The organism is Pseudomonas sp. Marseille-P9899, assembly GCF_903166565.1.
GTDB lineage: Bacteria > Pseudomonadota > Gammaproteobacteria > Pseudomonadales > Pseudomonadaceae > Aquipseudomonas > Aquipseudomonas huaxiensis.
This window is the reverse complement of sequence record NZ_CAESCG010000006.1, coordinates 35,142-60,461: the sequence shown is the minus strand read 5'-3', so window position 1 is coordinate 60,461 and position 25,320 is coordinate 35,142. Positions and strand designations below refer to the sequence as shown.

19 protein-coding genes and 2 pseudogenes are annotated in these 25,320 nt (G+C 65.1%); 12 read left to right on the top strand and 9 right to left on the bottom strand.

Annotated elements, in window-relative coordinates; translation table 11 throughout:
- Nucleotides 1-212: 212 nt before the first annotated feature.
- The 3 genes from HWV67_RS24710 to HWV67_RS24700 all read right to left on the bottom strand — a co-directional run bounded on the left by HWV67_RS24710 (nucleotide 213) and on the right by HWV67_RS24700 (nucleotide 4,347).
- Complete coding sequence (locus HWV67_RS24710) at nucleotides 213-2,711, bottom strand: TonB-dependent siderophore receptor (RefSeq protein ID WP_175653156.1); 2,499 nt, start codon at nucleotides 2,709-2,711, stop codon at nucleotides 213-215.
- Between the two features lie 110 nt (nucleotides 2,712-2,821).
- The gene (locus tag HWV67_RS24705) at nucleotides 2,822-3,823 is read right to left on the bottom strand and encodes a FecR family protein (protein ID WP_175653155.1); all 1,002 of its coding nucleotides are present in this window, start codon (nucleotides 3,821-3,823) and stop codon (nucleotides 2,822-2,824) included.
- Entirely contained in the window at nucleotides 3,820-4,347 is a 528-nt protein-coding gene (locus tag HWV67_RS24700) for an RNA polymerase sigma factor (RefSeq protein ID WP_175653154.1), read from the bottom strand. Before HWV67_RS24700 ends, HWV67_RS24705 begins: the two co-directional genes overlap by 4 nt.
- Nucleotides 4,348-4,503: 156 nt before the next feature.
- Between HWV67_RS24700 and HWV67_RS24695 the strand changes: the two genes are divergently transcribed.
- On the top strand, nucleotides 4,504-5,148 hold the full coding sequence (locus tag HWV67_RS24695; RefSeq protein WP_110972693.1) for an MBL fold metallo-hydrolase: 645 nt from the start codon (nucleotides 4,504-4,506) through the stop codon (nucleotides 5,146-5,148).
- Between the two features lie 107 nt (nucleotides 5,149-5,255).
- Entirely contained in the window at nucleotides 5,256-5,951 is a 696-nt protein-coding gene (locus tag HWV67_RS24690; RefSeq protein WP_175653153.1) for an OmpA family protein, read from the top strand.
- 84 nt (nucleotides 5,952-6,035) lie between these two features.
- On the opposite strand, the gene HWV67_RS24685 is transcribed toward HWV67_RS24690, so the two are convergent.
- The 3 genes and pseudogenes from HWV67_RS24685 to HWV67_RS24675 form a co-directional block, all read right to left on the bottom strand.
- Entirely contained in the window at nucleotides 6,036-6,929 is an 894-nt protein-coding gene (locus HWV67_RS24685; protein WP_175653152.1) for an acyltransferase, read from the bottom strand.
- Between the two features lie 3 nt (nucleotides 6,930-6,932).
- A pseudogene (gene pta / locus HWV67_RS24680) lies at nucleotides 6,933-9,028 on the bottom strand (phosphate acetyltransferase).
- 32 nt (nucleotides 9,029-9,060) lie between these two features.
- Nucleotides 9,061-9,387, bottom strand: coding sequence for a DUF3565 domain-containing protein (locus tag HWV67_RS24675; protein ID WP_175653151.1), 327 nt, complete (start codon nucleotides 9,385-9,387; stop codon nucleotides 9,061-9,063).
- Between HWV67_RS24675 and HWV67_RS24670 the strand changes: the two genes are divergently transcribed.
- Both HWV67_RS24670 and HWV67_RS24665 read left to right on the top strand, forming a co-directional pair.
- Entirely contained in the window at nucleotides 9,356-9,841 is a 486-nt protein-coding gene (locus tag HWV67_RS24670) for an FKBP-type peptidyl-prolyl cis-trans isomerase (protein WP_095158582.1), read from the top strand. The two genes, HWV67_RS24675 and HWV67_RS24670, sit on opposite strands and share 32 nt — an antisense overlap.
- A 146-nt stretch (nucleotides 9,842-9,987) precedes the next feature.
- Nucleotides 9,988-10,470 carry a glutathione peroxidase gene (locus HWV67_RS24665; protein ID WP_175653150.1) on the top strand — a complete coding sequence of 161 codons (483 nt, stop codon included), beginning with the start codon at nucleotides 9,988-9,990 and terminating at the stop codon, nucleotides 10,468-10,470.
- A gap of 53 nt (nucleotides 10,471-10,523) precedes the next feature.
- Here the strand turns inward: HWV67_RS24665 and nadC are convergent, their stop codons facing one another.
- On the bottom strand, nucleotides 10,524-11,372 hold the full coding sequence (nadC, locus tag HWV67_RS24660; protein ID WP_110972703.1) for a carboxylating nicotinate-nucleotide diphosphorylase: 849 nt from the start codon (nucleotides 11,370-11,372) through the stop codon (nucleotides 10,524-10,526).
- A gap of 255 nt (nucleotides 11,373-11,627) precedes the next feature.
- On the opposite strand from nadC, the gene HWV67_RS24655 reads away from it, so the two are divergent.
- The 5 genes and pseudogenes from HWV67_RS24655 (at nucleotide 11,628) to HWV67_RS32260 (ending at nucleotide 17,568) form a co-directional block, all read left to right on the top strand.
- A complete protein-coding gene (locus HWV67_RS24655) occupies nucleotides 11,628-13,811 on the top strand; it encodes a DUF1631 domain-containing protein (protein ID WP_175653149.1) in 2,184 nt (727 codons plus the stop codon).
- 80 nt (nucleotides 13,812-13,891) lie between these two features.
- Nucleotides 13,892-14,452, top strand: coding sequence for a 1,6-anhydro-N-acetylmuramyl-L-alanine amidase AmpD (gene ampD / locus HWV67_RS24650; RefSeq protein ID WP_110972705.1), 561 nt, complete (start codon nucleotides 13,892-13,894; stop codon nucleotides 14,450-14,452).
- A gap of 2 nt (nucleotides 14,453-14,454) precedes the next feature.
- Complete coding sequence (gene ampE / locus HWV67_RS24645; RefSeq protein WP_175653148.1) at nucleotides 14,455-15,288, top strand: regulatory signaling modulator protein AmpE; 834 nt, start codon at nucleotides 14,455-14,457, stop codon at nucleotides 15,286-15,288.
- Nucleotides 15,289-15,570: 282 nt separating this feature from the next.
- A pseudogene (locus tag HWV67_RS32265) lies at nucleotides 15,571-16,713 on the top strand (HAMP domain-containing protein); the annotation flags it as partial.
- Nucleotides 16,714-16,854: 141 nt separating this feature from the next.
- Nucleotides 16,855-17,568 (top strand): methyl-accepting chemotaxis protein, encoded by a 714-nt coding sequence (locus tag HWV67_RS32260; RefSeq protein ID WP_371864331.1) that lies wholly within the window; start codon nucleotides 16,855-16,857, stop codon nucleotides 17,566-17,568.
- A 54-nt stretch (nucleotides 17,569-17,622) separates the two neighbouring features.
- Here HWV67_RS32260 and HWV67_RS24635 read toward each other — a convergent pair whose 3' ends face one another.
- Nucleotides 17,623-18,402 (bottom strand): TatD family hydrolase, encoded by a 780-nt coding sequence (locus HWV67_RS24635; RefSeq protein ID WP_175653146.1) that lies wholly within the window; start codon nucleotides 18,400-18,402, stop codon nucleotides 17,623-17,625.
- 2 nt (nucleotides 18,403-18,404) lie between these two features.
- Nucleotides 18,405-19,400, bottom strand: a complete 996-nt coding sequence (gene cra / locus HWV67_RS24630; RefSeq protein WP_110972807.1) for a catabolite repressor/activator — start codon at nucleotides 19,398-19,400, stop codon at nucleotides 18,405-18,407.
- Between the two features lie 290 nt (nucleotides 19,401-19,690).
- Here cra and ptsP point away from each other — a divergent pair, with 290 nt between their 5' ends.
- Genes ptsP through HWV67_RS24615 form a run of 3 tightly spaced genes read left to right on the top strand, consistent with a single transcriptional unit; the run spans nucleotide 19,691 to nucleotide 25,235 of the window.
- Nucleotides 19,691-22,549 carry a phosphoenolpyruvate--protein phosphotransferase gene (gene ptsP, locus HWV67_RS24625; RefSeq protein ID WP_175653145.1) on the top strand — a complete coding sequence of 953 codons (2,859 nt, stop codon included), beginning with the start codon at nucleotides 19,691-19,693 and terminating at the stop codon, nucleotides 22,547-22,549.
- The gene (gene pfkB, locus HWV67_RS24620) at nucleotides 22,549-23,505 is read left to right on the top strand and encodes a 1-phosphofructokinase (RefSeq protein ID WP_175653144.1); all 957 of its coding nucleotides are present in this window, start codon (nucleotides 22,549-22,551) and stop codon (nucleotides 23,503-23,505) included. The genes ptsP and pfkB overlap by 1 nt, the downstream gene beginning before the upstream one ends.
- Nucleotides 23,502-25,235: a PTS fructose-like transporter subunit IIB gene (locus HWV67_RS24615; protein ID WP_175653143.1), complete on the top strand. Its 1,734-nt coding sequence runs from the start codon at nucleotides 23,502-23,504 to the stop codon at nucleotides 25,233-25,235. Before pfkB ends, HWV67_RS24615 begins: the two co-directional genes overlap by 4 nt.
- Nucleotides 25,236-25,320: the final 85 nt, after the last annotated feature.

Here is a 25,320-nt window from a genome sequence, read left to right as displayed (position 1 = left end):
CAATAGGCTTGACGCGTTCGATTTTATTCAAGTCATCGATTGCGGTTGCACAGCCTCACAAGGAGGCGACGGGAGGGAGGCGAGTCGTCGGGTCGAGGTGAATCTCAAGCCGATTCCGGGGCAGGACAATCAGTAATTGCAGATGGCCTTATCGCTGAAAAGCCAGCTCCAGCGGTGGGAGCCGGCTTGCCGGCGATAAGGCCCCTTGGAACTCAGAAACTCCCGCGCAAGGTCAGCATGTAGTTACGCGGCGCGCCATACCAGTTGCCGTACGCGCTGCTGGCCACGGTCTGGTAATACTCTTTGTCGAACAGGTTGTTGCCGTTGAGCGCGGCGGTCCAGTGCTCGTCGATCCGGTACTCCACCAGTGCGTTCCACACTGCGTAGCCCGCCTGGGTGTACTGGAAACTATTGGTGCTGGTGCTCAGCGAGCCGTCCTCGAGCCTGATCTGGACGTTGCCGGTCACGTAGTTGCTGCTCTGGATGGTGGCGCCGCCGCCGACCTTCCAGTCGTTGAACTGGCCCGGTAACTGGTAGGTGGTGAACAGCTTGAACAGGTGCTTCGGCGTCTGGGTGCTCAGCGGCGTGCCGACCGCGGTGGCGGTGCCGGTCTTGCGCTGTTCATTGGTGTTGAAGGTGTAGCCGGCGCTCAGTTGCCAGCCCGGCGTCAGTTCGCCGGTGACTTCCAGGTCCACGCCCTTGCTGATGTTCTCGCCGCCAGCCACGTAGCAGCAGGCGTTGGAGGTGGTGGTCTGGGAGAACACGTAGATCGCGTTGTTTTCCTGCTTGGTGTAGTACGCCGCCGCGGACAGGTTCAGGCGGCCATCGAGCAGTTCTCCTTTGGTGCCTATCTCGTAGGTGTCGCCGGTGATGGCGTCGAGCGGGGCGAAGTCGGAACCCAGCACTTCCAGTTGCGGTTTGTAGATTTGCGCATAGCTGGTGTAAACCGACCATTGTGGTGTCAGGTCGTAGATCAGGCCGCCGTAGGGCGTGATGATGCCGCTGTCGTTGCCGCCGTCCTTGCGGTTGGTGCCGAAGGACGGTACGACGGCGTGGATGGTGCTGGCGTAGTCGGAATAACGCGCACCGAGCACCAGTTTGAGCGGGTCGGCCAGTTGCAGGCGGGTGGTCAGGTAGGCGCCATGCTTGCGGGCGTTCCAGGACGGATATTCGTAGTACAGCGGTGGCGTGGCGGGTTTCGCCAGCGCGCCGGCATCGATGGCGAAAATGTTCACGGGAACGGCGTCCTGCCAACGGCTGTGGTCCACGTAGCTGCGCTGCATGTCCGAATAGTCCACGCCCGCGACCAGTTCATGACGACGCCCGAATGCGTCGAAGTGCCCTTGCAGGTTGGCGTCGAACAGGTCCTGGTTGTTGTCGAAATTGCGCACGACCCGCTGGTAGCTGGCTCCGGCGTTGGTATCGGGGTTGACCGGGTTGGCGATCTGGCCCATGTCCTGCTCGGAGTCGTAGCGGCTGCGGGTGAAGCTGCCATTGATCTTCCAGTCGTCGTTGAAGCGATGGTCGACCTTGGCGAACACTTCGGTGCGTTTGTAGTTGTTGCTCGACCAGTCAGCGCTCAGCTTGTCATCCCGCGACAGGCCCAGCGGTGCGCCGGTGCTGTAGCGCGGCAGGCCGTTTTCCCAGTAGCCGTCCTGGTCACGCCATTCGTAGATGCCGCCAATGCTGACCGTGGTGTCCGGCGTCAGGTCGGCTTCGAGGGTGCCGAAGAGCACGTGTTTTTCGCTGTCGGCGCCGCCGTAGAAGTAGCGTTTATCTTCCACCGAGGCGGCCATGCGTCCGCGCAGCGCGCCGTCGAATCCGAGCGGGCCGGTCACGTCGACTTCGCTGCGGTAGTTGTCCCAGCTGCCGGCGGAGGTGTTGAACTTCAGTTGCGGCTCGGCCAGGGCGCGCTTGCGTACCAGGTTGATGGCGCCGCCGGGTTCGCCGGTGCCACCGTACAGACCGTCGGAGCCGCGCAGCACTTCGATGTGGTCGTAGGCGGTGGTGTCGGCGAGGGTGTCATACGTCTGCTCGCGCATCGCCGGCGCGCCGCCGTCGACCTGAATGTTGGTCAGGTTGAAGCCGCGGGAGAGGATCTTGGTGTTGGCGTCGTTGCCGCCGATCAGGGTGATGCCCGGCGTCTGGTCGAGCACCTGGGCCAGGTTGGTCATGGCCTGGTCTTCCATGCGCTGGCGGGTGATGACGGTCACCGACTGCGGCGTTTCTTTCAGGCTGTGGGGCATCTTGCCGCCAACGCTCACCGCGCCGCTGGTGTAGGAGCCGCTGTTCTCGGTGTAGCTGCCCAGCTCGCCGGCACCGACGACGCTGGTGGCCGAGAGTTGCACGCTGCCGTCGACCGGCAGGCGGTTGAGCAGGATGGCTCTTGGACCGCTGAAGTCAAAACCCAGGCCCGTGCCCGCCAGCAACTGGACGATGGCTTCGGCAGGTGTCATCTCGCCGCGTACGCCCGCGGAGCGTACATCCCGAGCCAGGTCGGCGGTGTAGCCGACTTCCCAGCCGGTCTGCCGGCTGAACTGGTTGAGGGCGCTGGCCAGCGGTTGCGCGGCGATGTCGAAGCGTTGCTGCGCGCCTTGCTGCGCGGCTTCGGCGGTGGCTTGCGGCGCCGCCAGCACCTGGCCGCTGCCCAGGCAGACGGCCAGCGCGAGGGCGCTGTAGCCGAAGATGGTTTTGACTGTGAGATCGTGCATGGAACCCTCATGAACAGGAATGATTTGCAACCGCGAATCGCCTTGACGGGTTGAGGGAAGGAAACCCGTAAAACTTTTTTGCGATTGCTTTGCCATCATTCGCGTCCGGGTCAGTGGACGATCAATACGCCTCCGGGCAGGCGGGTCAGTTGCGCGCCGCTCAGGCGTGCAAGGGCGGCGACCACGGCCTCTGGTTCGTCCAGTTTGTAGTTGCCGCTGACCCGCAGTTTTCCGGCTTCGCCGAACAGCAGGATCGGCGCCACGCGCTGGCGGCCCAGCTCGCTGAGCACCTCGGCCAGCGGGCGGTCCTGGAAGATCAATCGGCCTTCGGTCCAGCCGTGTTGCTCGGCGCTGCCTTCACTGTGGCGTTCGCCCAACTGGCCGCCGCGCAGGTGCTGCCAGGCGCCGGCGTCCAGCAGGCTGGCGTCGCCCGCCGCATTGCTCAGGCGGACCCGGCCCTGGTCAACAGCCACGGTCACGTCGTCCTTGCGCAGGCTGACACTGAAGCGGGTGCCGACGACTTCGACCTGCGCCCGGTCCGCGGTGATCCGCAGTGGCCGGCTGCTGTCGTGGGCGGCCTCGATGTAGAGGTCGCCGCGCAGCAGGCGCAGGGCACGGTGATCGCTGTCGATATCGGCGGCGAGGGCGCTGTTGCTGCCGAGCAGAATGCGTGAGCCGTCGGCGAGCGTGAGGCGCTGCTGTTCGCCGGTGCTGGTGAGGTAATCGGCTTGCAGGCGCAGCGGAACATCGCCGAGCCAGCCACCGAGCATCAGGAGAATCGCGGCGGCGCTGGCGAATTGAGGCCAACGTGTTCTTCGGGATTTGCGGCCGGCGTCAGGGGCCTTCGCGACGGTTGGGCGCTCGAAGGAACTCGCGGCCACTGGCGCCACGGCCAGTTCGGGTTTCTCGGTTTCGAGGTCGCGCAGCGCCTGTTCGAACGCGCTGGCCTGCCACAGGTTTTCCACCCGGGCGTAGGCGTCGGCATGTTCCGGGCGGGCGCTGAGCCAGTCCTGGAAGTGCTGTTGCTGTTCGGCGTCGAGAGGCGCGTCGAGGCTGCGGGTGAACCAGACGAGCGCCTGTTCTTCACAGGCTTCGAAATCGTGTTCAGTCATCGCGACCCCCACTCTGTGCCTTTGAGGCAAGCGGCCAGGGCAATGCGCAAATCCTTTTCTACGGTGCTGAGCGAGATATTCAGCCGCTCGGCGATGGCACTCTGGGGCAGGCCATGCAGGCGGTGGAGCAGGAGTATACGCTGCTGGCGCTCGGGCAAACGCCTGAGCGCGTCCTGCAACTGGCGCAACTGCTGCTGGCCCTGGGCATGGGATTCCGGTCCGGGTTGTGGCGTGGGCACGGCGGCGATCTGCTGGTCATCGTCCGGCGTGTATTCGAAGCGGCGCTTGCTGCGCTGGCTGCGCAAATGATCGAAGGCCAGATGCTGGGCGGTCTGGTAGAGGAACGGGCGCAAATGCTCGATATGCCGACCCTGCACCGCCTGCGCGACCCGCAGGTAGGCTTCCTGGGCCAGGTCCTCGGCGAGGTTGGCGCAGCCGACGACCTTGGCGAGCATGCGCACCAGCACCGGTCGTTGATCGACGAATAAAGCATCCAGCTCTTGCTTGCCGACTCCCGGCTCCATTGCGCATTCCCCTGATCAGAGCGGGGCGCATGGTAGCAGCGAATAAGAATTTGTCGCAATTGCGATTTCTGTGCGTTGCCCCGGTCTTTGCCGCGTCCCCTGCGGGATCGCGCGGCGAATGGCTAGAATGGCCGATTCGCCTGAGAGGACGCTGTCATGAATCCCGCACCCACCACGCTTATCCGCGAAACCTTCCCCGTCGGCCCGTTGCAGTGCAATTGCACGATCATCGGGGATCCTGTGACGAAAAAGGCGATTGTCGTCGACCCGGGCGGCGATCCCGAGCTGATCATGAAACGCCTCGACGCCCACGGCCTCAAGGTGGTCAGCATCATTCACACCCACGCCCATCTCGATCACTTCCTGGCGTCCGGGCAGTTGAAGGAAAAGACCGGCGCCACCCTGCACCTGCACAAGGACGACCAGTTCCTGTGGGACAACCTGGAAATGCAGTGCCGCATGTTCGGCGTGCCCTACGTCCCGGTGCCGTCGCCGGACCGCTGGCTGGCGGATGATGAGGAGCTGGCTTGCGGCTGCGGCGTGGCGTTGCACACGCCAGGGCATACACCGGGGTCGATGAGTTTCTGGTTTGCCGACGCCAAGCTGTTGATCGCTGGCGACACCCTGTTCCGCCGTGGGATCGGTCGCACCGATTTGTGGGGTGGCGACCAGGCGACTATCGTTCGTTCAATCAGAGAGCGCTTGTACAGCCTCGATGAGGAGGCGACGGTGGTCGCCGGGCATGGTCCCGACACCCGCCTGGGCGAGGAGATGCGCCAGAACCCGTTTGTGCGGGCTTGACTCTGAAGGCGGTTGCGCGCAGGGAATTTTTCCGCCCGGCCGCGTTCCAAGGCTGGCAGAGGACCGATTGCGTCCGCTGCCTCAACGAATTACTGCAGGAGCTTTCCATGTTCACCATGCGTCGTTTGATTATCGTCGCTACCGTCGCCGCCTTGGTGTCCGGTTGTGCCGGCCAGAACCCTTATGACAGTCAGGGCGGTCAGGCACAGGACTCCTCAGGGATGAGCAAAACCGCCAAGTACGGCGGCCTAGGCGCATTGGCCGGCGCCATCGCCGGTGCCGCCATCGACCACAACAACCGCGGCAAGGGCGCGCTGATCGGCGCTGCCGCAGTAGGCGCTGCCGCCGCAGGTTATGGCTACTACGCCGACAAGCAGGAGGCCGCGCTGCGCGAAAGCATGGCCAACACCGGTGTTGAAGTTAAGCGTGAAGGCGACCAGATCAAGCTGATCATGCCGGGCAACATCACCTTCGCCACCGACTCGGCGAACATCGCCCCGAGCTTCTACACGCCGCTGAACAACCTGGCGAACTCGTTCAAGCAGTTCAACCAGAACACCATCGAAGTGGTTGGTTTCACCGACAGCACCGGCAGCCGCCAGCACAATATGGACCTGTCGCAGCGTCGCGCGCAGGCGGTCAGTACTTACCTGACCTCGCAGGGTGTCGATTCGTCGCGGGTGAGCGTGCGCGGCATGGGCCCTGACCAGCCGATCGCGAGCAACGCCGATGCCAACGGGCGGGCGCAGAACCGTCGGGTCGAGGTGAATCTGAAGCCGATTCCGGGTCAGAATTATCAGTGATTTTCGCGAGCAAGCTCGCTCCTACAGGGACATGCAACACCTGTAGGAGCGAGCTTGTCGGGGCGCCGAACCGTCGCGATGCTCTCAACGGGTTTTCAACTTCTCCAACCGCCCATCCTTCACTTCCCACAAGCGGTTGATCCAGCGCTGGAACTCCGCCCGATACACTTCGTCCTGGTCATAACTGCGACCCAGGAAATCCTCCGGAATCGCCAGTTCCTCGAACTGCACCTCGATGCGCCGCACCCGTCCGCACAACAGATCCCAGAACCCCGGCGCGCCTTCGGGGTAGTGGATGGTCACGTCGATGATCGACTCCAGTTGGTCACCCATCGCATCCAGCACGAAGGCGATGCCGCCGGCCTTGGGCTTGAGCAGGTGCTTGAACGGTGATTGCTGCTGGCGATGCTTGGCCGCAGTGAAGCGGGTGCCCTCGGCGAAGTTGAAGATCGCCGTGGGTTTGCCACGGAATTTCGCGCAGGTCTTGCGCGTGGTTTCCAGGTCCTTGCCGCGTTTTTCCGGGTGCTTGTCCAGGTACGCCTTGCTGTAGCGCTTCATGAACGGGAAGCCCAGCGCCCACCAGGCCAGGCCAATCACCGGCACCCAGATCAGCACCTGTTTGAGGAAGAACTTCAGCGGCCGGATACGCCGGTTGAGCACGTATTGCAGCACCAGGATATCGACCCAGCTCTGGTGGTTACTGGTCACCAGGTAGCTGTGCTGATAGTCCAGCCCGGCGAGGCCTTCGACCTGCCAGTGGGTGTTGCCGATCAGGTTCATCCAGGCCTTGTTGTTGCTGATCCAGGCTTCGTGGATATGCCGCATCAGCTCGTCGGTGATCCGCTGCGCCGCCGCGAACGGCAGGCACAGCTTGAACAGGCTGACGATGAACAACGGCGTGCAGCAGACAATGGTGTTGAGCCCCAGCAGCAGTGAGGCGATTACCCCGCGCACCGGCGCGGGCAGGGAAGCGAGCATGGGTCAGTCGTCCATCGAGCGGTTGGCCTGGATTGCGGTCAGGGCGATGGTGTAGACGATATCGTCCACCTGGGCGCCCCGCGGCAGGTCGTTTACCGGTTTGCGCAGGCCCTGCAGCATCGGCCCGAGGCTGACGCAGTCGGCGCTGCGCTGCACCGCCTTGTGGGTGGTGTTGCCGGTGTTCAGGTCGGGGAACACGAACACCGTGGCGCGCCCGGCCACCTGGCTGTTGGCGCCAGTTGCCGGGCGATTTCCAGGTTGGCGGCGGCGTCGTACTGCAACGGGCCGTCGATCAGCAGGCCGCGCTGGGTTTCCTGGGCGAGCAGGGTGGCTTCGCGAACCTTTTCCACCTCTTCGCCACTGGCCGAATCACCACTGGAATAGCTGATCATCGCCACCCGCGGCGCGATGCCGAAGGCTTCGGCAGAGTCGGCGCTTTGCAGGGCGATTTCCGCCAGTTCCGCGGCGCTCGGGTGCGGATTCATCACGCAGTCGCCGTACACCAGCACCTGCTCCGGGAATAGCATGAAGAACACCGACGACACCAGGCTGCAGCCCGGCGCGGTCTTGATCAGTTGCAGGGCGGGGCGGATGGTGTTGGCGGTGGAATGGACCAGCCCGGACACCAGGCCGTCCACTTCGTCCAGCGCCAGCATCATGGTGCCGATCACCACCGGGTCTTCCAGTTGCTGCTCGGCCATCGGCGCGTTCAGGCTCTTGCTCTTGCGCAGGCTGACCATCGGTTCGACGTAGCGCTCGCGGATCAGGTCCGGGTCGAGAATCTCCAGGCCTTCCGGCAGGGTGATGCCTTGGGCGCGGGCCACGGCCTGGACGTCATCCGGCTTGGCCAGCAACACGCAGCGGGCGATGCCGCGGGCCTGGCAGATGGCGGCGGCCTGCACGGTCATCGGTTCGGCGCCTTCGGGCAGGACGATACGCTTGTCGGCGGCCTGGGCCTGCTGGATCAGCCGGTAGCGGAACACTGCCGGCGACAGGCGCATCTCTCGCGGCGTGCCGCAGCGTTGGTGCAGCCAGTCGGCTTCGAGGTGGCTGGCAACGAAGTCGGTGATGATCTCCGCGCGCTCGCGGTCGTCCACCGGGATTTCCTTGTTCAGGCCGTTGAGCTGGTTGGCGGTGTCGTAGGAGCCGGTGCTCACCGAGAGGATCGGCAGGCCGGCGAGCAGGGCGCCCTGGCAGAGTTCGAGGATGCGCGGATCGGGCTTGCTGTCGCTGGTCAGCAGCAGTCCGGCCAGCGGCACGCCGTTGATCGCCGCGAGGCTGACGGCGAGGATGATGTCGTCGCGGTCGCCGGGGGTCACCACCAGGGTGCCGGGCTTGAGCAGCGGCACGGTGTTGGCGACGGTGCGGGCGCAGATGATGATCTTGTTCATGCGCCGGGTTTCGTAGTCACCGGCGTTGAGCACCTGAGCGCCGAGCAGGTCGGCGACGTCACGGGTGCGCGGGTCGTTGAGCCCTTCCTGGAGCGGAATGCAGCCGAGCAGGCGGAAATCGCCGCTGCGCAGCAACGGCGAATGCTCGCGCAGGCGGCGGGCGAACTCGCTGATGCTGTCGTCGCTGCGCACTTTGTTGAGGATCACGCCGAGGACTTTCGGGTCCTTGGGGCCGCCGAACAGTTGCGCCTGCAACTCGACACGGCCGGACAGCTCGGCGAGCACGTCGTTTTCCGGCGCCGAGACCAGGATCACTTCGGCGTCGAGGCTCTTGGCCAGGTGCTGGTTGACCCGCGCGGCATAGCTGGCGTGCCGGGTCGGGACCATGCCTTCGACCACCAGCACGTCCTTGTCGACGCAGGCCTGTTGATAAAGGGTGATGATTTCTTCGAGCAATTCATCCAGCTGGCCGTCGCCGAGCATGCGCTCGACATGGCCCAGGCTCAGCGGCTTGGGCGGCTTCAGGCCGTGGGTGCGCGAGACCAGTTCGGTGGAGCGTTCAGGGCCGGTGTCGCCGGGGTGCGGCTGGGCGATCGGCTTGAAGAAGCCGACCTTCAGGCCCGCCCGCTCCAGCGTGCGGACCAGGCCGAGGCTGATGGAAGTCAGGCCGACGCCGAAGTCGGTCGGCGCGATGAAAAAAGTCTGCATGCGAGCTTCTCGAAATGAGCTGTGCAAAAGAGTCAATTGACAAGGGTATCGCTATCGACCCCCTGAGCGCACCAGCCGCAGGCAAAAGGCTGGCCGATGCGGCGTTGACGCTCGGTGGCGTCGAGCACCCAGGCGCGTGATTGCCAGGGCGGCTGGTGGCGCAGGTGCTGGGTGTGAGCGCAGGACAATTCGGCGACCCAGTGGCCGTCTTCGTCCTGATGAAACCCGGTAATCAGGCTGACCCGTTTGTCCGGGTTGCGTTCGCTTTCAGGCGAGGCGTTGGTTACACTTGCTCGCTCAACATTCTTATGCAAAAGGTCTCGCCCCATGCTGATTGCCGCCAATAAGGCTGTCTCCATCGACTATACCCTGACCAACGACGCTGGTGAGGTCATCGACAGCTCCGCCGGCGGCGCCCCGCTGGTTTACCTGCACGGTGCCGGCAACATCATTCCAGGCCTGGAAAAAGCCTTGGAAGGCAAAGGCGCCGATGAAGAGCTGGACGTCACCATCGAGCCGGAAGACGCTTACGGCGAATACCTGGCCGAGCTGGTCAGCACCCTGAACCGCAGCATGTTCGAAGGTGTCGACCAACTGGAAGTTGGCATGCAGTTCCACGCTTCGGCGCCGGATGGCCAGATGCAGATCGTCACCATTCGCGACCTGGACGGCGACGACGTTACCGTCGACGGCAACCACCCACTGGCTGGCCAGCGCCTGAACTTCAAGGTCAAGGTCGTCAGCATCCGTGATGCCAGCGAAGAAGAAATCGCTCATGGCCACGTCCATGGCGAAGGTGGCCATCACCACTGATTTTCTGCGCTAAGCTCAGAAAGTCGCGAAGGCGCCTAGGCCCTTCCGTCGTGCAACCCGCAAGGGGGCATGCGGCAGGCCGGGCGCCTTTTTAGTGGGCCGCATTCGTGCGGTGACCGGCAGGGATCTGTAGAGGGGAGTACGTCATGAGTGCATTTCACGACCTGAAGTTGCAGGCATTGGATGGCAATGAGCTGTCGTTGGCGCCGTTCAAGGGGCAGGTGGTGCTGGTAGTCAATGTCGCCTCCAAGTGCGGTCTGACACCGCAATACGCCGCCCTGGAAAATCTCTATCAGCAGTACAAGGGCAAGGGCTTCAATGTGCTGGGCCTGCCGTGCAACCAGTTCGCCGGGCAGGAGCCGGGCAGCGAGGCGGAGATCGCCGAGTTCTGCAGCCTCAACTACGGCGTGAGCTTCCCGCTGGGCAGCAAGCTGGAGGTCAACGGGCCGCACCGGCATGCGCTGTATCGGCTGCTGGCAGGCGAGGGCGCCGAGTTTCCGGGCGACATCACCTGGAACTTCGAAAAATTCCTGGTGGGCAAGGACGGCCGCGTGCTGGCGCGCTTCTCGCCGCGCACTGCACCGGATGATCCGACGGTGGTGCAGGCGATCGAGAAGGCGCTGGCCTGAGTCTTTTGCTGTTCTTCAGGCGTTCATCGCCAGGGGGGTAATCCCGGGATGGATTACAGGCTCAGTCGCATCGACAGGTCCACCGCCTTCACATCCTTGGTCATGGCGCCAATGGAGATGTAGTCCACGCCGGTTTCGGCGATCACCCGCAGGGTGCTTTCGTTGACGCCGCCGCTGGCTTCCAGCTTGGCGCGGCCGGCGTTTAGGCGCACGGCTTCGCGCATTTCATCGAGGCTCAGTTCGTCGAGCATGATGATGTCGGCGCCCGCCGTCAGCGCCTGTTGCAGTTCGTCCAGGCTTTCCACTTCGACTTCCACCGGCTTGCCCGGGGCGATACGCCGCGCGGCGGTGATCGCTTCGGCGATGCCGCCGCAGGCCGCGATGTGGTTTTCCTTGATCAGGAAGGCATCGAACAGGCCGATGCGGTGGTTGTGGCAGCCACCGCAGGTGACGGCGTATTTCTGCGCCAGGCGCAGGCCAGGCAGGGTCTTGCGGGTGTCGAGCAGCTTGACCTGGGTATCGGCGACTTTATCAGCCAGCGACTGGGCATAGGTCGCCACGCCAGACAGCAGTTGCAGGAAGTTCAGCGCGCTGCGCTCGCCGGTCAGCAGCGAGCGGGCCGGGCCTTCCAGATGGAACAGCGCCTGATTGGCGATGGCGCGCTCGCCATCCTGGACCTGCCAGTGCACCGCGACCCGCGGATCAAGCTGGCGAAAGACCGCATCGACCCACGCCGTACCGGCAATGACACAGTCTTCGCGAGTAATGATGGTGGCCTTGGCCAGGCGTTCAGCGGGGATCAACTGGGCGGTGATATCGCCGTTGCCGACGTCTTCCAGCAACGCGCGGCGCACGTTGGCTTCGATTTCGGCAGTCAGATCGGCGAGGCGTAGGTTCGGCATGACAAGCTCCACAAGCTAAGTGGCCGGGATTATAGGGCAGGCCGGGTGGCGCGTGCAGCAAACGCCGACGGCAGCGCGGCGCCGCGCCTTTGGTCGGGGCGGTTGAGCCTTTCATCCCGTGACGGGGTCTACAGATGGCTGTTGTCGCGCCTTTCAATGACTGGCGGACAGGGAAACTTTTCAAGATAATGCGCGCCTAATATTTGGCGTCATGGCTTTGACGATTATCCAAATCCACCCTGCAAGGAGTCCGGGATGCATAAAGACGGGAAGGTGCTGCTGTTTCGAAGCACCGCCAGCCAGGCTTCGCCTGCGCCACTCGCTCGTCTGCCGGTCGCCCTCCTGCATGTGCGTGACAAGGCCGCGCTGCAATTGCGCCTCGCCCTCCAGATGTTGTTCGACAACGCCGACGACACCCTCTTCGAGATGGCCGACAAGGCCACCAGCAGCAAGGAACAGAACCTCCTTTTCGAAGCCATGCGCGACCTGCGCCACAAGCGCAACAGTATCGAGCGCGGCTTTCTCGACAGTTTCTACGCCGCCTTCATGGAAGTCGGCCACGGCGACCCGCTGGCAGCTCTGCCGGCGCGCACCCACGACACTCTTAGCCTGGTGGCCCGCGATGAACTGGAACGGACCGTGGCGGTGGATGCCATGGTCGCCCGGGTGCTGGCCCGCGACGGCGTTGCCCTGGGCCAGTTGACCCTGCGCCTGAACAGCGTGCTGGAACAGCCGCTGAGTGACCGCAACAACCCCCTGGGTCCGACCCTGCTGTGCGAATACTTCCTGCGCGCCGGGCGCAGCCTTGGCGTGGGGATCAAGGTCAAACTGGTGCTGCTCAAGCTGTTCGAGCGCTATGTGTTGCGTGAGGCCGATCAGTTGTACGGCGAGGCCAACCAGCTGTTGATCGCGACCGGCATCCTTCCCGAACTCAAGGCCCTGCCGCGGCGCCGCGCCCAGGACCAGGCGGTGCTGGAGCCACGGGCCCCGGCCAACGAGGCGGACGATCCGGCCGACGAAATCGATGCCAACACCCAGGCAGTGTTCTCGTCGTTGCAGACCTTGCTGTCGCCGGAGCGCGGGCGTCTGGCGCCGCGCCGCGCGGCCGGGTTGCCGCCACGGCCGATCAACAGCCGCGACCTGCTGCGGCTGCTGACCCATCTGCAACAGTACGTGCCCGCTGAGCTTGAGGCGGAGGACTTCGACCTGCGCCATCACCTTGAGCAACTGCTGACCCGGCTCAGCGTGCAGACCGGCCAGGGGCGGCAGATCGAGGCGGGCGACGAAGACGTGATCAACCTGATCGCCATGCTCTTCGATTTCATCCTCACCGACCGCAACCTGCCGCGCTCGCTGCGGGTGCTGATCGCCCGCCTGCAGATCCCCCTGCTCAAGGTGGCGCTGCTGGACAAGCGCTTCTTCAGCCGTGCCACGCACCCGGCGCGGCGGCTGCTCAATGAAGTGGCCAACGCCGCCATGGGCTGGGACAAACGCGACGACTACCAGCGCGACAGCCTCTACCAGCGCGTGGAAGTGCTGGTGCAGCGGCTGCTGGATGACTTCAACGATGACCCGGCGATCTTCACCGAATTGCTCAACGACTTCCTGGCGTTCAACAACGACGAGCGCCGCCGCAGCGAATTGCTGGAGCAGCGCACCCGCGATGCCGAGGAAGGCCGGACCCGTACCGAGCATGCCCGGCGCCGGGTGCAGCAAGAACTCAATACCCGTCTGCAAGGCCAGTACCTGCCGCGGATCGTCGTGCAGGTCCTGGAAGATGCCTGGAGTCAGGTGCTGCTGCTGGCGTGGCTCAAGCACGGCGAAGACTCGGCGCCGTGGCGCGATGCCCTGCTGACCATGGATGAATTGCTGTGGAGCGTGGGTCCGCTGACGCGGGCCGACGATCGCACGCGTTTGCTGGAGCGCGTGCCCGCTTTGCTCAAGGCGCTGCGTGAGGGCTTGGGTGGCGCGGCGTTCGATCCGTTCGCCACCAGCGAATTCTTCGCCTGCCTGGAGATCCTCCACCTCAGCGCCTTCGACCCCACGGGCGGGCAGGGCGACGCCTCGGACGCCACCGCGCGGGTGCTGGTGCGCGATGAACTCAGCCTGCGCGGGCCTGAAGACTGGCCAGCAGGCGACAGCGATGCCCCGCTCGCCGAGGACGACCCGGCGCTGCTGCGGGTCGGACAACTGCAACCGGGCACCTGGATCGAACTCGACGACGAAGGCGAGCCGCTGCGTTGCAAGCTGATCGCCCTGTTCGACGACAGCGACCGCTATGTCTTCGTCAACCGTACTGGCCTGAAAGTCCGCGAGTGGACCTCCGTTGGCCTGGCCGTGGCGCTGCAGTGCGGCGAAGTGACGCTGCTGGACGACAGCCTGCTGTTCGACCGCGCGCTGGACTCGGTGGTCAGCCAGTTACAGGGCCGTCGGCACTGAGCCATCACCCACTTTTTAACGATACAGACGCTGCTGCTAGGGGCATACTTGCGCGGTGCCCTCGTGTTTCAGGACTTTTTATGCAGTTGGATCGCACTACAGGCTGGTTTGCTGGTGTCACCCATTGCCCTTCCCCCAATTTCAATGCGCGCCCCGACGGCGAGGCGATCGCCCTGCTGGTGATCCACAACATCAGCCTGCCGCCCGCGCAGTTCGCCACCGGCAAGGTCCAGGCGTTCTTCCAGAATTGCCTCGACCCTTGCGAGCATCCGTTTTTCGAAACCATCAAGGACCTGCGCGTCTCGGCGCATTTTCTGATCGAGCGCGACGGTCATGTCACTCAGTTCGTGTCCTGCCTGGACCGTGCCTGGCATGCCGGCGTCTCGCGTTTCGGCGAGCGTGAAGGTTGCAACGACTTTTCCATCGGCATCGAACTGGAGGGCACCGACGAACTGCCGTTCACCGATGCCCAATACCGGGCGCTGGAATTGGTGACCCGGCAATTGCGCGCGGCCTGGCCGGCCCTCGATGGCGAGGGTATCCAGGGCCATAGCGATATCGCCCCCGGACGCAAGACCGATCCTGGGCCTGCGTTCGACTGGGCGCGCTACCGCGCCGCCCTGCGTGACAAGGAGGACTGACGATGAATTTCCTGGTGCTGTTGCTGGTGTTGTGGGTGGAGAAATTCTCCGCCCTGCGCGCACGCCTGCAACGCGACGGCTTTTTCCTGACTGAACTGGCGCGCCTGGAGCGCACCGGCAAGACCCATCCCTGGTGGATCCTGGCGATTCTCGTGCTGTTGCCGGTGGCGCTGCTGGCGTTGCTGCTGCATGTGCTGGAGCCGGTGGCTTACGGACTGCTGGCCTTGCCGGTACATGTGCTGGTGCTGATCTACAGCCTGGGCCGGGGTGATGTGAAAGCGTCGCTCGGCCCGTTCCGCGATGCCTGGCGCCGTGGTGACGAACAGGCCGCGGTGCATGTGGCCGAGCGCGACCTGAGGGTGATCGCCGACGACGAAAACAGCTTGCTGCACAAGGTTCAGGGCCACCTGCTCTGGGACGCCTGCCAGAGCTTTTTCGCGGTGATCTTCTGGTATGTGCTGCTAGGGCCTGCCGCTGCGCTGGCCTATCGTTTGCTGGCGCTGACCGCCGACAACGCGGGCAACCCAGCCTTGCAGGAGCGCGCCCGGCAACTGCGCCACGCCTTCGACTGGGCGCCGGTACGGGTGCTGGCGGCGAGCTTTGCGCTGGTGGGCAATTTTGTCGCGGTGAGCCGGGTGATGTTGCCCGAACTGCTCAACTGGCATATCGCCGCGCCACGGCTGATCAACATGGCTGGCCATGCTGCCGCGGAACTGCCCGCCACTGCGCCGGTGGGCGCGGAAGGGTTGGCGGGGCTGGATCATCTGTGGGAGTTGCTGCTGCGTTCGGCGGTGTTGTGGTATGCGTTTTTTGCCTTGTGGACAGTGTTGGGGTGAGGCTTTGGGGGATGGATTTTCGGCCAATCGCGAGCAAGCTCGCTCCTACAGAGATTGCGAACAGACTGTAGGAGCGAGCTTGCTCGCGATGGACCGCAACGCGGCCCATGCTCCCAATAATGACCCGCCAGTCGCTTTACCTTAAGTTACAAACCTCTCCTTCGATATGCGCTATACAGTTGCATAAGCGCGGTAAATGGCTATCTGCCATAGCGCCAGACAACAATAAGAAATCGAAGGAGACGCCCAGTGAAGAGCCTGCTCCGTCCGGCCGTTGCGTTGATGAATCGCCTGAGCTTCGGGATGAAGTTCAGTCTGATAAGTGTCATGTTCTTCCTGCCCATGCTCGTGACCAACTTCTATCTGGTCAGCGATTCCTACGCCAAATTCCATGCGACCCGCGTCGAACTGCAGAGCCTCGATCTGCTGCGCGGCAGCCTCGCCTTGCGCGCTGATCTGGAGACCCTCGGCAATCTGGTGCAGATCAACGCCGTGCTCGGTCAGGCAGGCAAGGCCGAGGACATCGAGGCCCGTATCGCCACCGTCGGCCAGCAAGCCCAGGCACGGCTCGCCGCGCTCCAGCCGGTGAGCACCGACGAGGCGCTGGCGAAGGCGTTCATCAGCAAGCGCGACGAACTGGCCAACGCCTTGGCGACCGCCCAGGCGGAAAGCTCGCTGCAGGCCCAGGTCGCGCTCTTCGACAAGCTGCAGTCCCAGGCCCAGACGCTGCCGCGGCTGATCGCCAGTCAGTCCGGCCTGAACCAGGACGCCGACAGCGCCATGCGCCAACTGAGCGAACTGGTCACCACGGTGACCCCGCAAGTCACCCAGATGCTCGGTGAAGGGCGGGCTATGGGCGCTTATTCGCTGGGCCAGGGCTTTATCAACTCCACGGCCAGCACCCGCTTCGAAGACCTGTTGCAGCAACTCGAAAAACTCGCCGCCGACTACGCCCTCAAGGTCCAGGACGCCCTGGCCGGCGACTCGCAGGCGCAGGCCCGCCTGGGTTCCCTGGCCGCCAGCAGCCACGCCTCGCTGAAGCAAGCCAGCGAACTGTTCGAAAGCAAGGTGGTAGTGGCCGAAACCCTCGATGCACCGTGGACGGCGTTCTATCAGCAGACCAGCGACCTGATGGCCCGCACCTATGAATTGAACGAGGCCACCGTGGCCTTTCTCGACCAGCAGTTGCAGCAGCGCCTGGGCGAGTACCGCCGCCACATGATCCTGTTGGTGGTGGCGCTGGCCACTGTGTTCCTGCTGATCGTCTACCTCTATAGCGGCTTCTATGCCTCGACCCGCAACACCCTGAGCAGCCTCGGCGCGGTGATGGACAAGGTCGCGGCCGGCGACATGACGGTCAGCTTCCAGGCGCAGAGCCGTGACGAGCTGGGCGAACTGGGCCAGGTGTTCAACGGCACGGTGCGGCGCATCCATGACCTGATCGAGCGCGTCGGCCAGACCGTCAGCGAAGTCGAGCGCCAGGCCGAGCAGGTGCATGTGGTGTCGTCGCGCAGCAATCAGGCGGTGAGTGGCCAGCGCGGGCAGATCGAGCAGGTCGCCACGGCGATGAACCAGATGTCCGCCACCGCCCAGGAAGTTGCGCGCAGCGCGGCGGCGGCGGTGAGCAGCGCCCACAGCGTCAACCAGGAGACGGTCACCGGTCGTGGCCTGGTCGAGTCGCAGCAGGGCAGCATTGCCGGGCTGGCGGCGGAGATCGATCAGTCGGTGGCGGTGATCAACCAGTTGGTCAGCGACAGCCAGGCCATCAGCCGGGTGCTGGAAGTGATCAAGAGCATCGCCGAGCAAACCAACTTGCTGGCGCTCAACGCAGCCATCGAAGCGGCGCGGGCGGGCGAGCAGGGCCGGGGCTTTGCGGTGGTGGCGGACGAGGTGCGCACGTTGGCCAAGCGCACCCAGCAGTCCACCGGCGAAATCGACGAAATGATTTCGCGCCTGCAAAACGGCGTTGGTGCGGCGGTGCGGGCGATGGACAGCAGCCACCAGATGGCGGCGGGGACGGTGAGTCAGTCGCAGCAGGTGCAGCAGGCGCTGGAAAATATCCTCGGCGCGATTGGCATGATCGTCGACCAGAACCAGCAGATTGCTGCGGCGGTGGAACAACAGACCGCAGTGGCCCATGACATCGACCAGAACATCGTGCAGATCAACCGCGCGGCAGAGCACACCACCCAAGGCGCGCATCAGACCGAGGACGCGAGCCGGCAGTTGAGTGCGCAGGTGATGGAATTGAAGCAGTTGATCGGAGCGTTCAGGGTTTAGTTCGAAGGGCTCATCGCTGGCTTGTCGGGACGCCGAACCGCAGCGATAGGGCCCTTAATCCCAGCCAAACATCTCACAGGCATTCCGCGTACTGGCCTGCGCAAGCACCTCCACCCCAATCCCCATGATCCCCGCCAGCGCCGCCGCAATCTCCGGCAAATGCACCGGGCTGTTCCTGATCCCCGGAAACATCGCCGGCGCCATGTCCGGTGCATCGGTTTCCAGCACCACACTCTCCAGCGGCAAACGCGGCAGCACCTTGTGCAGGCGCAGCGCTTGCGGCCAGGTGGCGGCGCCGCCGAGGCCGAGCTTGAAGCCGAGGCGGATGTATTCCCGCGCCTCTTCATAGCTGCCGGCAAAGGCATGAATGATCCCGCCCCGAGGCAGCTTGAACTGCTTGAGCGTGGCGATCACCGCCGCATGGCTGCGGCGCACATGCAGCAACGCCGGCAGGTGGAAATCCACCGCCAATTGCAGTTGTGCTTCGAACAGCGCCTGCTGACGCTCGCGGTCCAGCTCCGGCAGGTAGTAATCCAGACCGAATTCGCCCACGGCGCAGAGTTGCGGATCGCCGCGCAGGCGGCTCAGCCAGTCACCCAGTGCGGTCAGGTGCTGCGGCGTGTGCGCGTCGAGGTACACCGGGTGCAGGCCGAACGCTGCGTACAGCGAGGGCTCGGCCTTGACCAGGTTCCACACCCGTTGCCAGTTGGCCTCGAACACACCCAGCACCACCATCCGCTCGACTCCGCCCGCTGCGGCCGCCGCCAGCAGCTCCCGGCGGTCGGCGTCGAAGTCGGGGAAGTCCAGGTGGGTGTGGGTGTCGATCAGGCGCATGGTCAGCCTTTGAAGATGCGCTGCTTGAACGTCCGCGCCACGGCATGAATGCCCGGCTGGTACTGCTTCTGTTCCACGGCGGCGAGGGCCAGCTCCAGCGCGGTTTCGGCGATCAGGCCGTGTTGCTGGGCCATGGCATTGACCGGCAGCGGCAGGAAGTCCAGCAACTGGGTGTCGCCGAAAGTGCCCAGGTGCAAGGTGCGGGAGTCGGCCGGGCGGGTTGAAAGCACGTCGAACACGCCTTGCAGCAGCACGTAGGAGGTGGTCACCAGCGCATCCGGCAGACCGCCCAGGTCGGCCAGCAACTGGCTCATCAACTGGCGCCCGCATTCGCGGCTGAACGCCTCGCCCTGGTACTGGCTGACCTTGCCGGTGAAGGCGTGCAGCGCCTGGTCGAAGCCGCTGGCGCGGGCCTGGCTGACGCTGAGTTCCGGGCGTGCGCCGATCAGGGCGATGTTCGACGGCGCCAGTTCCAGCAGGCTGCCGGTGAGTTGCAGGCTGGCCGGCTGATCGTCGCTGACCACCGAGCAGAACACCTTCGGCTCCATGCTGCGGTCGATGGCGATGATCGGCATGCCTTTGTCTTGCAGCTCGCGGTAGCTGTCGTCGCTGGGTGGCAGGCAACTGGCGACGAACAGCGCGTCGCAGCGACGGGCGCGGAACAGTTGCTGCAATTGCCGCTCGCTGTCGGGCTGGTCGTCGCTGCTGGCGATCAGCAACTGGTAACCGCGGGCCCGCGCGCCTTGCTCAAGCTGCTTGGCAATGCGTGCGTAGCTGGGGTTTTCCAGGTCGGGGAGGATGAAGCCGAGTGTCCGCGTATGCCGGCTGCGCAGACCCGCTGCTTGCGGGTTGGGGGTGAAGCCATGGGCCTCGACCACCGCGCGAACACGTTCCACGGTCGCATTGCTGATGCGTTGCTGTTCGGCCTTGCCATTGATCACGTAGCTGGCGGTGGTCACGGAGACACCGGCCAGACGGGCTATATCGCTGAGTTTCACCGAATTTTCCTTGTTATATACCGGGACTGGCTGCGAAGCCTGACCGCGCATTGTCGCCGATCCTGAGCCTTTGGCGCAGACGACCATTGTCGCAATTGTCCGGCACAAAGGGACTTCATTGTTCGCAGGTTATCGAGTAACGTGCACTCCATTTATGGATTAAACGTTTCAGCAAGCGATTTTACTGCCGCACCAAGCGCTTGCCATAGGATCAGATGATTGCTGGCCCTATGCTTTTACCTCAACAACAATAACCTCGACGCCGTCCCGGCGTTGCAAAGGAGACGGTCATGCTCGAGTTCACCACGGCGCAGATATCCATGGGCCAGACGGCTGTGGACAAGTCCGCGGCCTTGCAGCTTCTGGCCGGACACCTGGTGCGCGACGGGCTGGTTGCCGAAGGTTACCTGGCTGGGTTGCAGGCCCGCGAAGCGCAGGGCTCGACCTTTCTCGGCCAGGGCATCGCCATTCCCCACGGTACACCGCAGACCCGCGACCTGGTGCACGTCACCGGCGTGCGCCTGATGCAATTCCCCGAGGGTGTGGACTGGGGCGACGGCCAGCGTGTGTTCCTGGCCATCGCCATTGCCGCCCGCTCCGATGAACACCTGCTCCTGCTGCAACAACTCACCCGCGCCCTGGGCGACGCCGATATGGCCGAAGCCCTGAGCCGCGCTGACAGCGCCGAAGCGGTGCTGCACCTGTTGCAGGGCGCGCCGCGCGAACTGCTGCTGGATGAGCGCACCCTCGGCCTCGGCGTACCCGCCGACGATTTCGATGACCTGCTCTGGCAAGGCGCGCGGCTGTTGCGCCGGGTGGAGTGCGTCGACGGTGATTTCGCCGGCCGCTTGCAGCAGGTCGATCCGCTGTCGCTGGGCGACGGCCTCTGGTGGCTGCACAGCGAGCAGGCGGTGCGCCAGCCGGGGCTGGCCTTCGTCACGCCGCAACAACCGCTGCGCCATCAGGGCCAGCCGATCAATGGCCTGTTCTGCCTGGCCAGCCAGGGCGAGGCGCATCAAGCCGTGCTTGAGCGCCTGTGCGGCCTGTTGGTCGAGGGCCGGGGGCAGGAATTGTTGCGCGCCGGCAACGTCCGCACCGTGCTGGGCATGTTGGGCGGCGCGGTACCGACCGATTGGCCCAGCGCCCGTATCGCCCTGGCCAACCCGCACGGCCTGCATGCGCGCCCGGCGAAAATCCTTGCGCAACTGGCCAAGGAATTCGACGGCGAGGTGCGCGTGCAGGTAGTCGACGGCAACGCGCCCGCCGTCTCGGTGAAGAGCCTGAGCAAGTTGCTGAGCCTCGGCGCGCGCCGCGGCCAGGTGCTGGAGTTCAGTGTCGAGCCGCGTATCGCCGAGGCGCTGCCGGCCTTGCTGGCGGCCGTTGAAAGCGGCTTGGGCGAAGAAGTTGAAGCGCTGCCGGCCGTCACCCAAGTGGCGATCGACACGCCCGCGCCGCTGACCACACAGGTGAAACCCGCCGACGGCTCGACGCTTCAGGGCATCGCCGCCGCGCCGGGCATCGCCAGTGGCCCGGCGCATGTTCACCTGTTGCAGACCTTCGATTACCCGTTGCGCGGTGAGTCTCCCGCGCTGGAACGCCAACGTCTGCAGGACGCACTGGCGCGGGTGCGCGCCGAGATCGACGGGCTGATCCAGCGCAGCCAGGCCACGGCGATCCGCGAGATTTTCATCACCCACCTGGAAATGCTCGCCGACCCCGGCCTCGGCGACGAAGTGGAACTGCGCCTGCGTCAGGGCGAAAGCGCTCCGGCCGCCTGGCTGGCGGTGATCGACGCGGCGGCGCGGCAGCAGGAAGCGTTGCAGGACGCCTTGCTCGCCGAGCGTGCGGCGGATCTGCGTGATGTGGGCCGCCGCGTGCTGGCGCAACTCTGTGGCATCAGCGAAACACCCGAGCCCGACCAGCCTTACGTGCTGGTGATGGCCGAGGTCGGCCCGTCCGACGTAGCGCGCCTGGACCCGACGCGGGTCGCCGGCATCCTCACCGCCCGCGGCGGTGCCACGGCGCACAGCGCCATTGTGGCGCGGGCGCTGGGCATTCCCGCCGTGGTCGGCGCTGGCGATGCGGTGTTGTTGATCGCGCCTGGCACGGCGTTGCTGCTGGACGGTCAGCGTGGTCGGGTCACCGTGGCGCCGGCCGCGGATCAACTGGAAAAGGCCCTGGCCGAGCGCGAGCAGCGTGAAGAACGCCTGCGCGCCGCCCACGCTTCCCGACACGAGCCGGCGATCACCCGCGACGGCCACGGGGTGGAAGTCTTCGCCAACATCGGTGAAAGCAGCGGCATCGACAAAGTGGTCGAGCAGGGCGCCGAAGGCGTTGGGCTGCTGCGTACCGAACTGATTTTCATGGCCCATCCGCAATTGCCGGACGAGGCCACCCAGGAAGCCGAATACCGCCGCGTGCTCGACGGCCTTGGCGGGCGCCCGTTGGTGGTGCGCACCCCGGATGTCGGTGGCGACAAGCCGCTGCCGTACTGGCCGATCGACAAGGAAGAAAACCCGTTTCTGGGCGTGCGCGGCATCCGCCTGACCCTGCAACGCCCGCAGGTGATGGAAAGCCAGCTTCGCGCCCTGCTGCGTGCGGCGGACGAGCGGCCGTTGCGGATCATGTTCCCGATGGTCGGGCAGGTGGAGGAATGGCGTCAGGCGCGGCAGATGGTCGAGCGCTTGCGCGGCGAGATTCCGGTCGCTGATCTGCAGGTCGGGATCATGATCGAAGTGCCCTCGGCAGCGCTGTTGGCACCGGTCCTTGCGGCAGAAGTGGATTTCTTCAGCGTCGGCACCAACGACCTGACCCAGTACACCCTGGCCATCGACCGTGGTCACCCGAGCCTTTCGGCCCAGGCCGACGGCCTGCACCCGGCGGTGCTCAACCTGATCGACATGACCGTGCGCGCAGCCCACGCCCATGGCAAGTGGGTGGGCGTGTGCGGCGAATTGGCGGGCGATCCGCAGGCGGTGCCGATTCTGGTCGGGCTGGAGGTGGATGAATTGAGCGTGGCGCCGCGTGGCATTGCCGAAGTGAAGGCCCAGGTGCGCGCCCTGAGTATTGAACAAGCCCGGATTCTGGCGCGACAAGCGCTGAGCCTGGGCAGTGCCGGCGAAGTGCGGGCACTGGTGGAGACGCTGTGATGGCCAAGATTCTGACCCTGACCCTGAACCCGGCGCTGGACGTCACCGTGAGCCTCGAGGCGTTGCGCACCGGCGCGGTCAACCGCGCTTCGGCCCAGCACAGCCATGCTGCCGGCAAGGGCCTGAACGTGGCCCAGGTGCTCGCCGACCTTGGCCATGAGCTGAGCGTCAGCGGCTTTCTCGGCCTGGACAACTTGGCGCCGTTCGAAGCGCTGATGCAGCGCCGCGGCTTTGTCGACGGCTTTATCCGCGTGCCGGGCGAGACCCGCAGCAATATCAAGCTGGTGGAGCACGGCGGGCAGGTCACCGATATCAACGGTCCGGGCCCGGAAGTGGACGAAGCGGCCCGCCAGGCGCTGCTCGAGCGCCTCGACCAGCTCGCGCCCGGACACGACGCCGTGGTAGTCGCCGGCAGCCTGCCACGCGGCATCAGCCCGCAGTGGCTCGAAGCGCTACTGACCCGGCTCAGGGCCATGGGCCTGAAAGTCGCCTTCGACAGCAGCGGCGCGGCCCTCGAAGCTGGCTTGCGCGCAGTGCCGTGGCTGGTCAAACCCAACACCGAGGAACTGGGCGAAGTGCTCGGCACGCCGGTGCACGGTTTTGCCGAGCAGCGTGAGGCAGCGCAACGGCTGATCGAACAGGGTATCGAGCATGTGGTGGTGTCCCAGGGCGAGCAGGGCGTCAATTGGTTCCGCCGTGGCGCGGTGCTGCAAGGGCTGCCGCCGCAGGTGACGGTCGCCAGCACCGTGGGCGCCGGCGATTCGCTGCTGGCCGGCATGGTCCACGGCCTGCTGGCCGGCGAAGCGCCGGAGCAGACTCTGCGCCGCGCCACTGCCATCGCCGCCCAGGCGGTCAGCCAGATCGGTTTCGGCATCAACGACCGCGCGCAACTGGCGCGCTTCGAAACGGAAGTCCGCATTCAGACCCCGAGCGCAGAACAAGAGGGTGAACAATGAAACTCGCGATCGTCACCGCCTGCCCCAATGGCCAGGTAGCCAGTGTATTGAGCGCCCGCCTGCTGGACGCCGCCGCCCAGCGTCTGGGCTGGAGCACCAGCGTCGAAGTGCACGACCCGGCCCGCCCCGAGCGGCAGTTGTCGGCGGCGGTGATTGCCGATGCCGACTGGGTGTTGGTGGTTGCCAGCGGTCCGCTGGCGTTGCAGCGTTTCGCCGGCAAGCGGCTGTTGCAGAGCACCCCGGCCCGGGCGTTGCAGGATGTGGATAACTTCTTGCGCGAAGCGGCCGACAAGGCCGAGGTCTATCAGCCAGGCGAGGACGTTGCCGCACCTGTCCCGGCGAAGGCGGCCAAGGTTGTCGCCGTCACCGCTTGTCCGACCGGCGTGGCCCACACCTTCATGGCCGCCGAGGCGCTGCAACAGGCCGCGCAACAGATGGGCCTGCAATTGAGCGTGGAAACCCAGGGTTCGGTCGGCGCGCGCAATCCGTTGAGCGCCGCCGCGATCGCTGAGGCCGATGTGGTGCTGTTGGCCGCCGATATCGACGTGCCCACCGAGCGTTTTGCCGGTAAGCGCATCTTTCGTTGCGGCACCGGTGTGGCGCTGAAACAGGCCAAGGCCACGCTGGAAAAAGCCCTCGTCGAAGCCCGCGAAGAAAGCACCGCCAACGCCCAGGCGGCGAAGGCGAGCAACGAGAAGACCGGCGTCTACAAGCACCTGCTGACCGGCGTGTCGTTCATGCTGCCGATGGTGGTGGCCGGTGGTCTGTTGATTGCCCTGTCGTTCGTGTTCGGCATCGAGGCTTTCAAGGAGCCGGGCACGCTGCCCGCGGCGTTGATGCAGATCGGCGGCGAGGCGGCGTTCAAGCTGATGGTGCCGCTGCTGGCGGGCTACATCGCCTATTCCATCGCTGACCGGCCGGGGCTGGCGCCCGGGATGATTGGCGGCCTGCTGGCCAGTACGTTAGGCGCGGGTTTCATTGGCGGCATCATCGCCGGGTTTCTTGCCGGCTACAGCGCCAAGGCCATCAGCCGCTGGCTGACACTGCCGACCAGCCTTGAGGCGCTCAAACCCATCCTGTTGATCCCGCTGTTCGCCAGCCTGTTCACCGGGCTGGTGATGATCTACGTGGTCGGCCAGCCGGTGGCCGGGCTGCTCGCCGGGCTGACCCAGTTCCTCGACAGCATGGGCACCACCAATGCGATTCTGCTGGGCATCGTGCTCGGCGCGATGATGTGCGTTGACCTCGGTGGCCCGGTGAACAAGGCGGCGTATGCGTTCTCGGTCGGGCTGCTGGCGTCGCAGAGTTATGCGCCGATGGCCGCGACCATGGCGGCCGGCATGGTGCCGCCGATCGGCTTGGGCATCGCCACCTTCCTCGCCCGCCGCAAGTTCGCCCAGAGCGAGCGCGAAGCGGGCAAGGCGGCGCTGGTGCTGGGCTTGTGCTTTATCTCCGAAGGCGCAATTCCCTTTGCGGCGAAAGACCCGCTGCGGGTGATTCCGGCGAGCATTGCTGGCGGCGCGCTGACCGGGGCCTTGTCGATGTACTTCGGCTGCAAGCTGATGGCGCCCCATGGCGGGCTGTTCGTGATGCTGATCCCGAACGCGATCAACCATGCGCTGTTGTACCTGCTGGCGATTGTCGCGGGGAGTTTGCTGACGGCGGTGGTGTATGCGGTGTTGAAGCGGGGCGAGGGGGGGGAGTTGGCGGTGGCGCCAGTCAAGGGCTGATAGCGCGGTTGGAGTTGGCAATCTGGCTCAGTCGGGGTTGAGCGTTTCCTGTGGGAGCGAGCTCGCTCGCGAAGGGCTGCGCAGC

Coding starts and splice junctions, on each gene's coding strand:
- HWV67_RS24655 (WP_175653149.1), top strand. CDS start 11,628: ATGCATAAAGACGGGAAGGTGCTGCTGTTTCGAAGCACCGCCAGCCAG.
- HWV67_RS24710 (WP_175653156.1), bottom strand. CDS start 2,711: ATGCACGATCTCACAGTCAAAACCATCTTCGGCTACAGCGCCCTCGCG.
- HWV67_RS24675 (WP_175653151.1), bottom strand. CDS start 9,387: ATGGAGACAGCCTTATTGGCGGCAATCAGCATGGGGCGAGACCTTTTG.
- nadC (WP_110972703.1), bottom strand. CDS start 11,372: ATGCCGAACCTACGCCTCGCCGATCTGACTGCCGAAATCGAAGCCAAC.
- HWV67_RS24695 (WP_110972693.1), top strand. CDS start 4,504: ATGAATCCCGCACCCACCACGCTTATCCGCGAAACCTTCCCCGTCGGC.
- HWV67_RS24685 (WP_175653152.1), bottom strand. CDS start 6,929: ATGCTCGCTTCCCTGCCCGCGCCGGTGCGCGGGGTAATCGCCTCACTG.
- ampD (WP_110972705.1), top strand. CDS start 13,892: ATGCAGTTGGATCGCACTACAGGCTGGTTTGCTGGTGTCACCCATTGC.
- HWV67_RS24705 (WP_175653155.1), bottom strand. CDS start 3,823: ATGACTGAACACGATTTCGAAGCCTGTGAAGAACAGGCGCTCGTCTGG.
- HWV67_RS24700 (WP_175653154.1), bottom strand. CDS start 4,347: ATGGAGCCGGGAGTCGGCAAGCAAGAGCTGGATGCTTTATTCGTCGAT.
- HWV67_RS24670 (WP_095158582.1), top strand. CDS start 9,356: ATGCTGATTGCCGCCAATAAGGCTGTCTCCATCGACTATACCCTGACC.
- HWV67_RS32260 (WP_371864331.1), top strand. CDS start 16,855: ATGAACCAGATGTCCGCCACCGCCCAGGAAGTTGCGCGCAGCGCGGCG.
- ampE (WP_175653148.1), top strand. CDS start 14,455: ATGAATTTCCTGGTGCTGTTGCTGGTGTTGTGGGTGGAGAAATTCTCC.
- pfkB (WP_175653144.1), top strand. CDS start 22,549: ATGGCCAAGATTCTGACCCTGACCCTGAACCCGGCGCTGGACGTCACC.
- HWV67_RS24690 (WP_175653153.1), top strand. CDS start 5,256: ATGTTCACCATGCGTCGTTTGATTATCGTCGCTACCGTCGCCGCCTTG.
- HWV67_RS24615 (WP_175653143.1), top strand. CDS start 23,502: ATGAAACTCGCGATCGTCACCGCCTGCCCCAATGGCCAGGTAGCCAGT.
- HWV67_RS24635 (WP_175653146.1), bottom strand. CDS start 18,402: ATGCGCCTGATCGACACCCACACCCACCTGGACTTCCCCGACTTCGAC.
- HWV67_RS24665 (WP_175653150.1), top strand. CDS start 9,988: ATGAGTGCATTTCACGACCTGAAGTTGCAGGCATTGGATGGCAATGAG.
- ptsP (WP_175653145.1), top strand. CDS start 19,691: ATGCTCGAGTTCACCACGGCGCAGATATCCATGGGCCAGACGGCTGTG.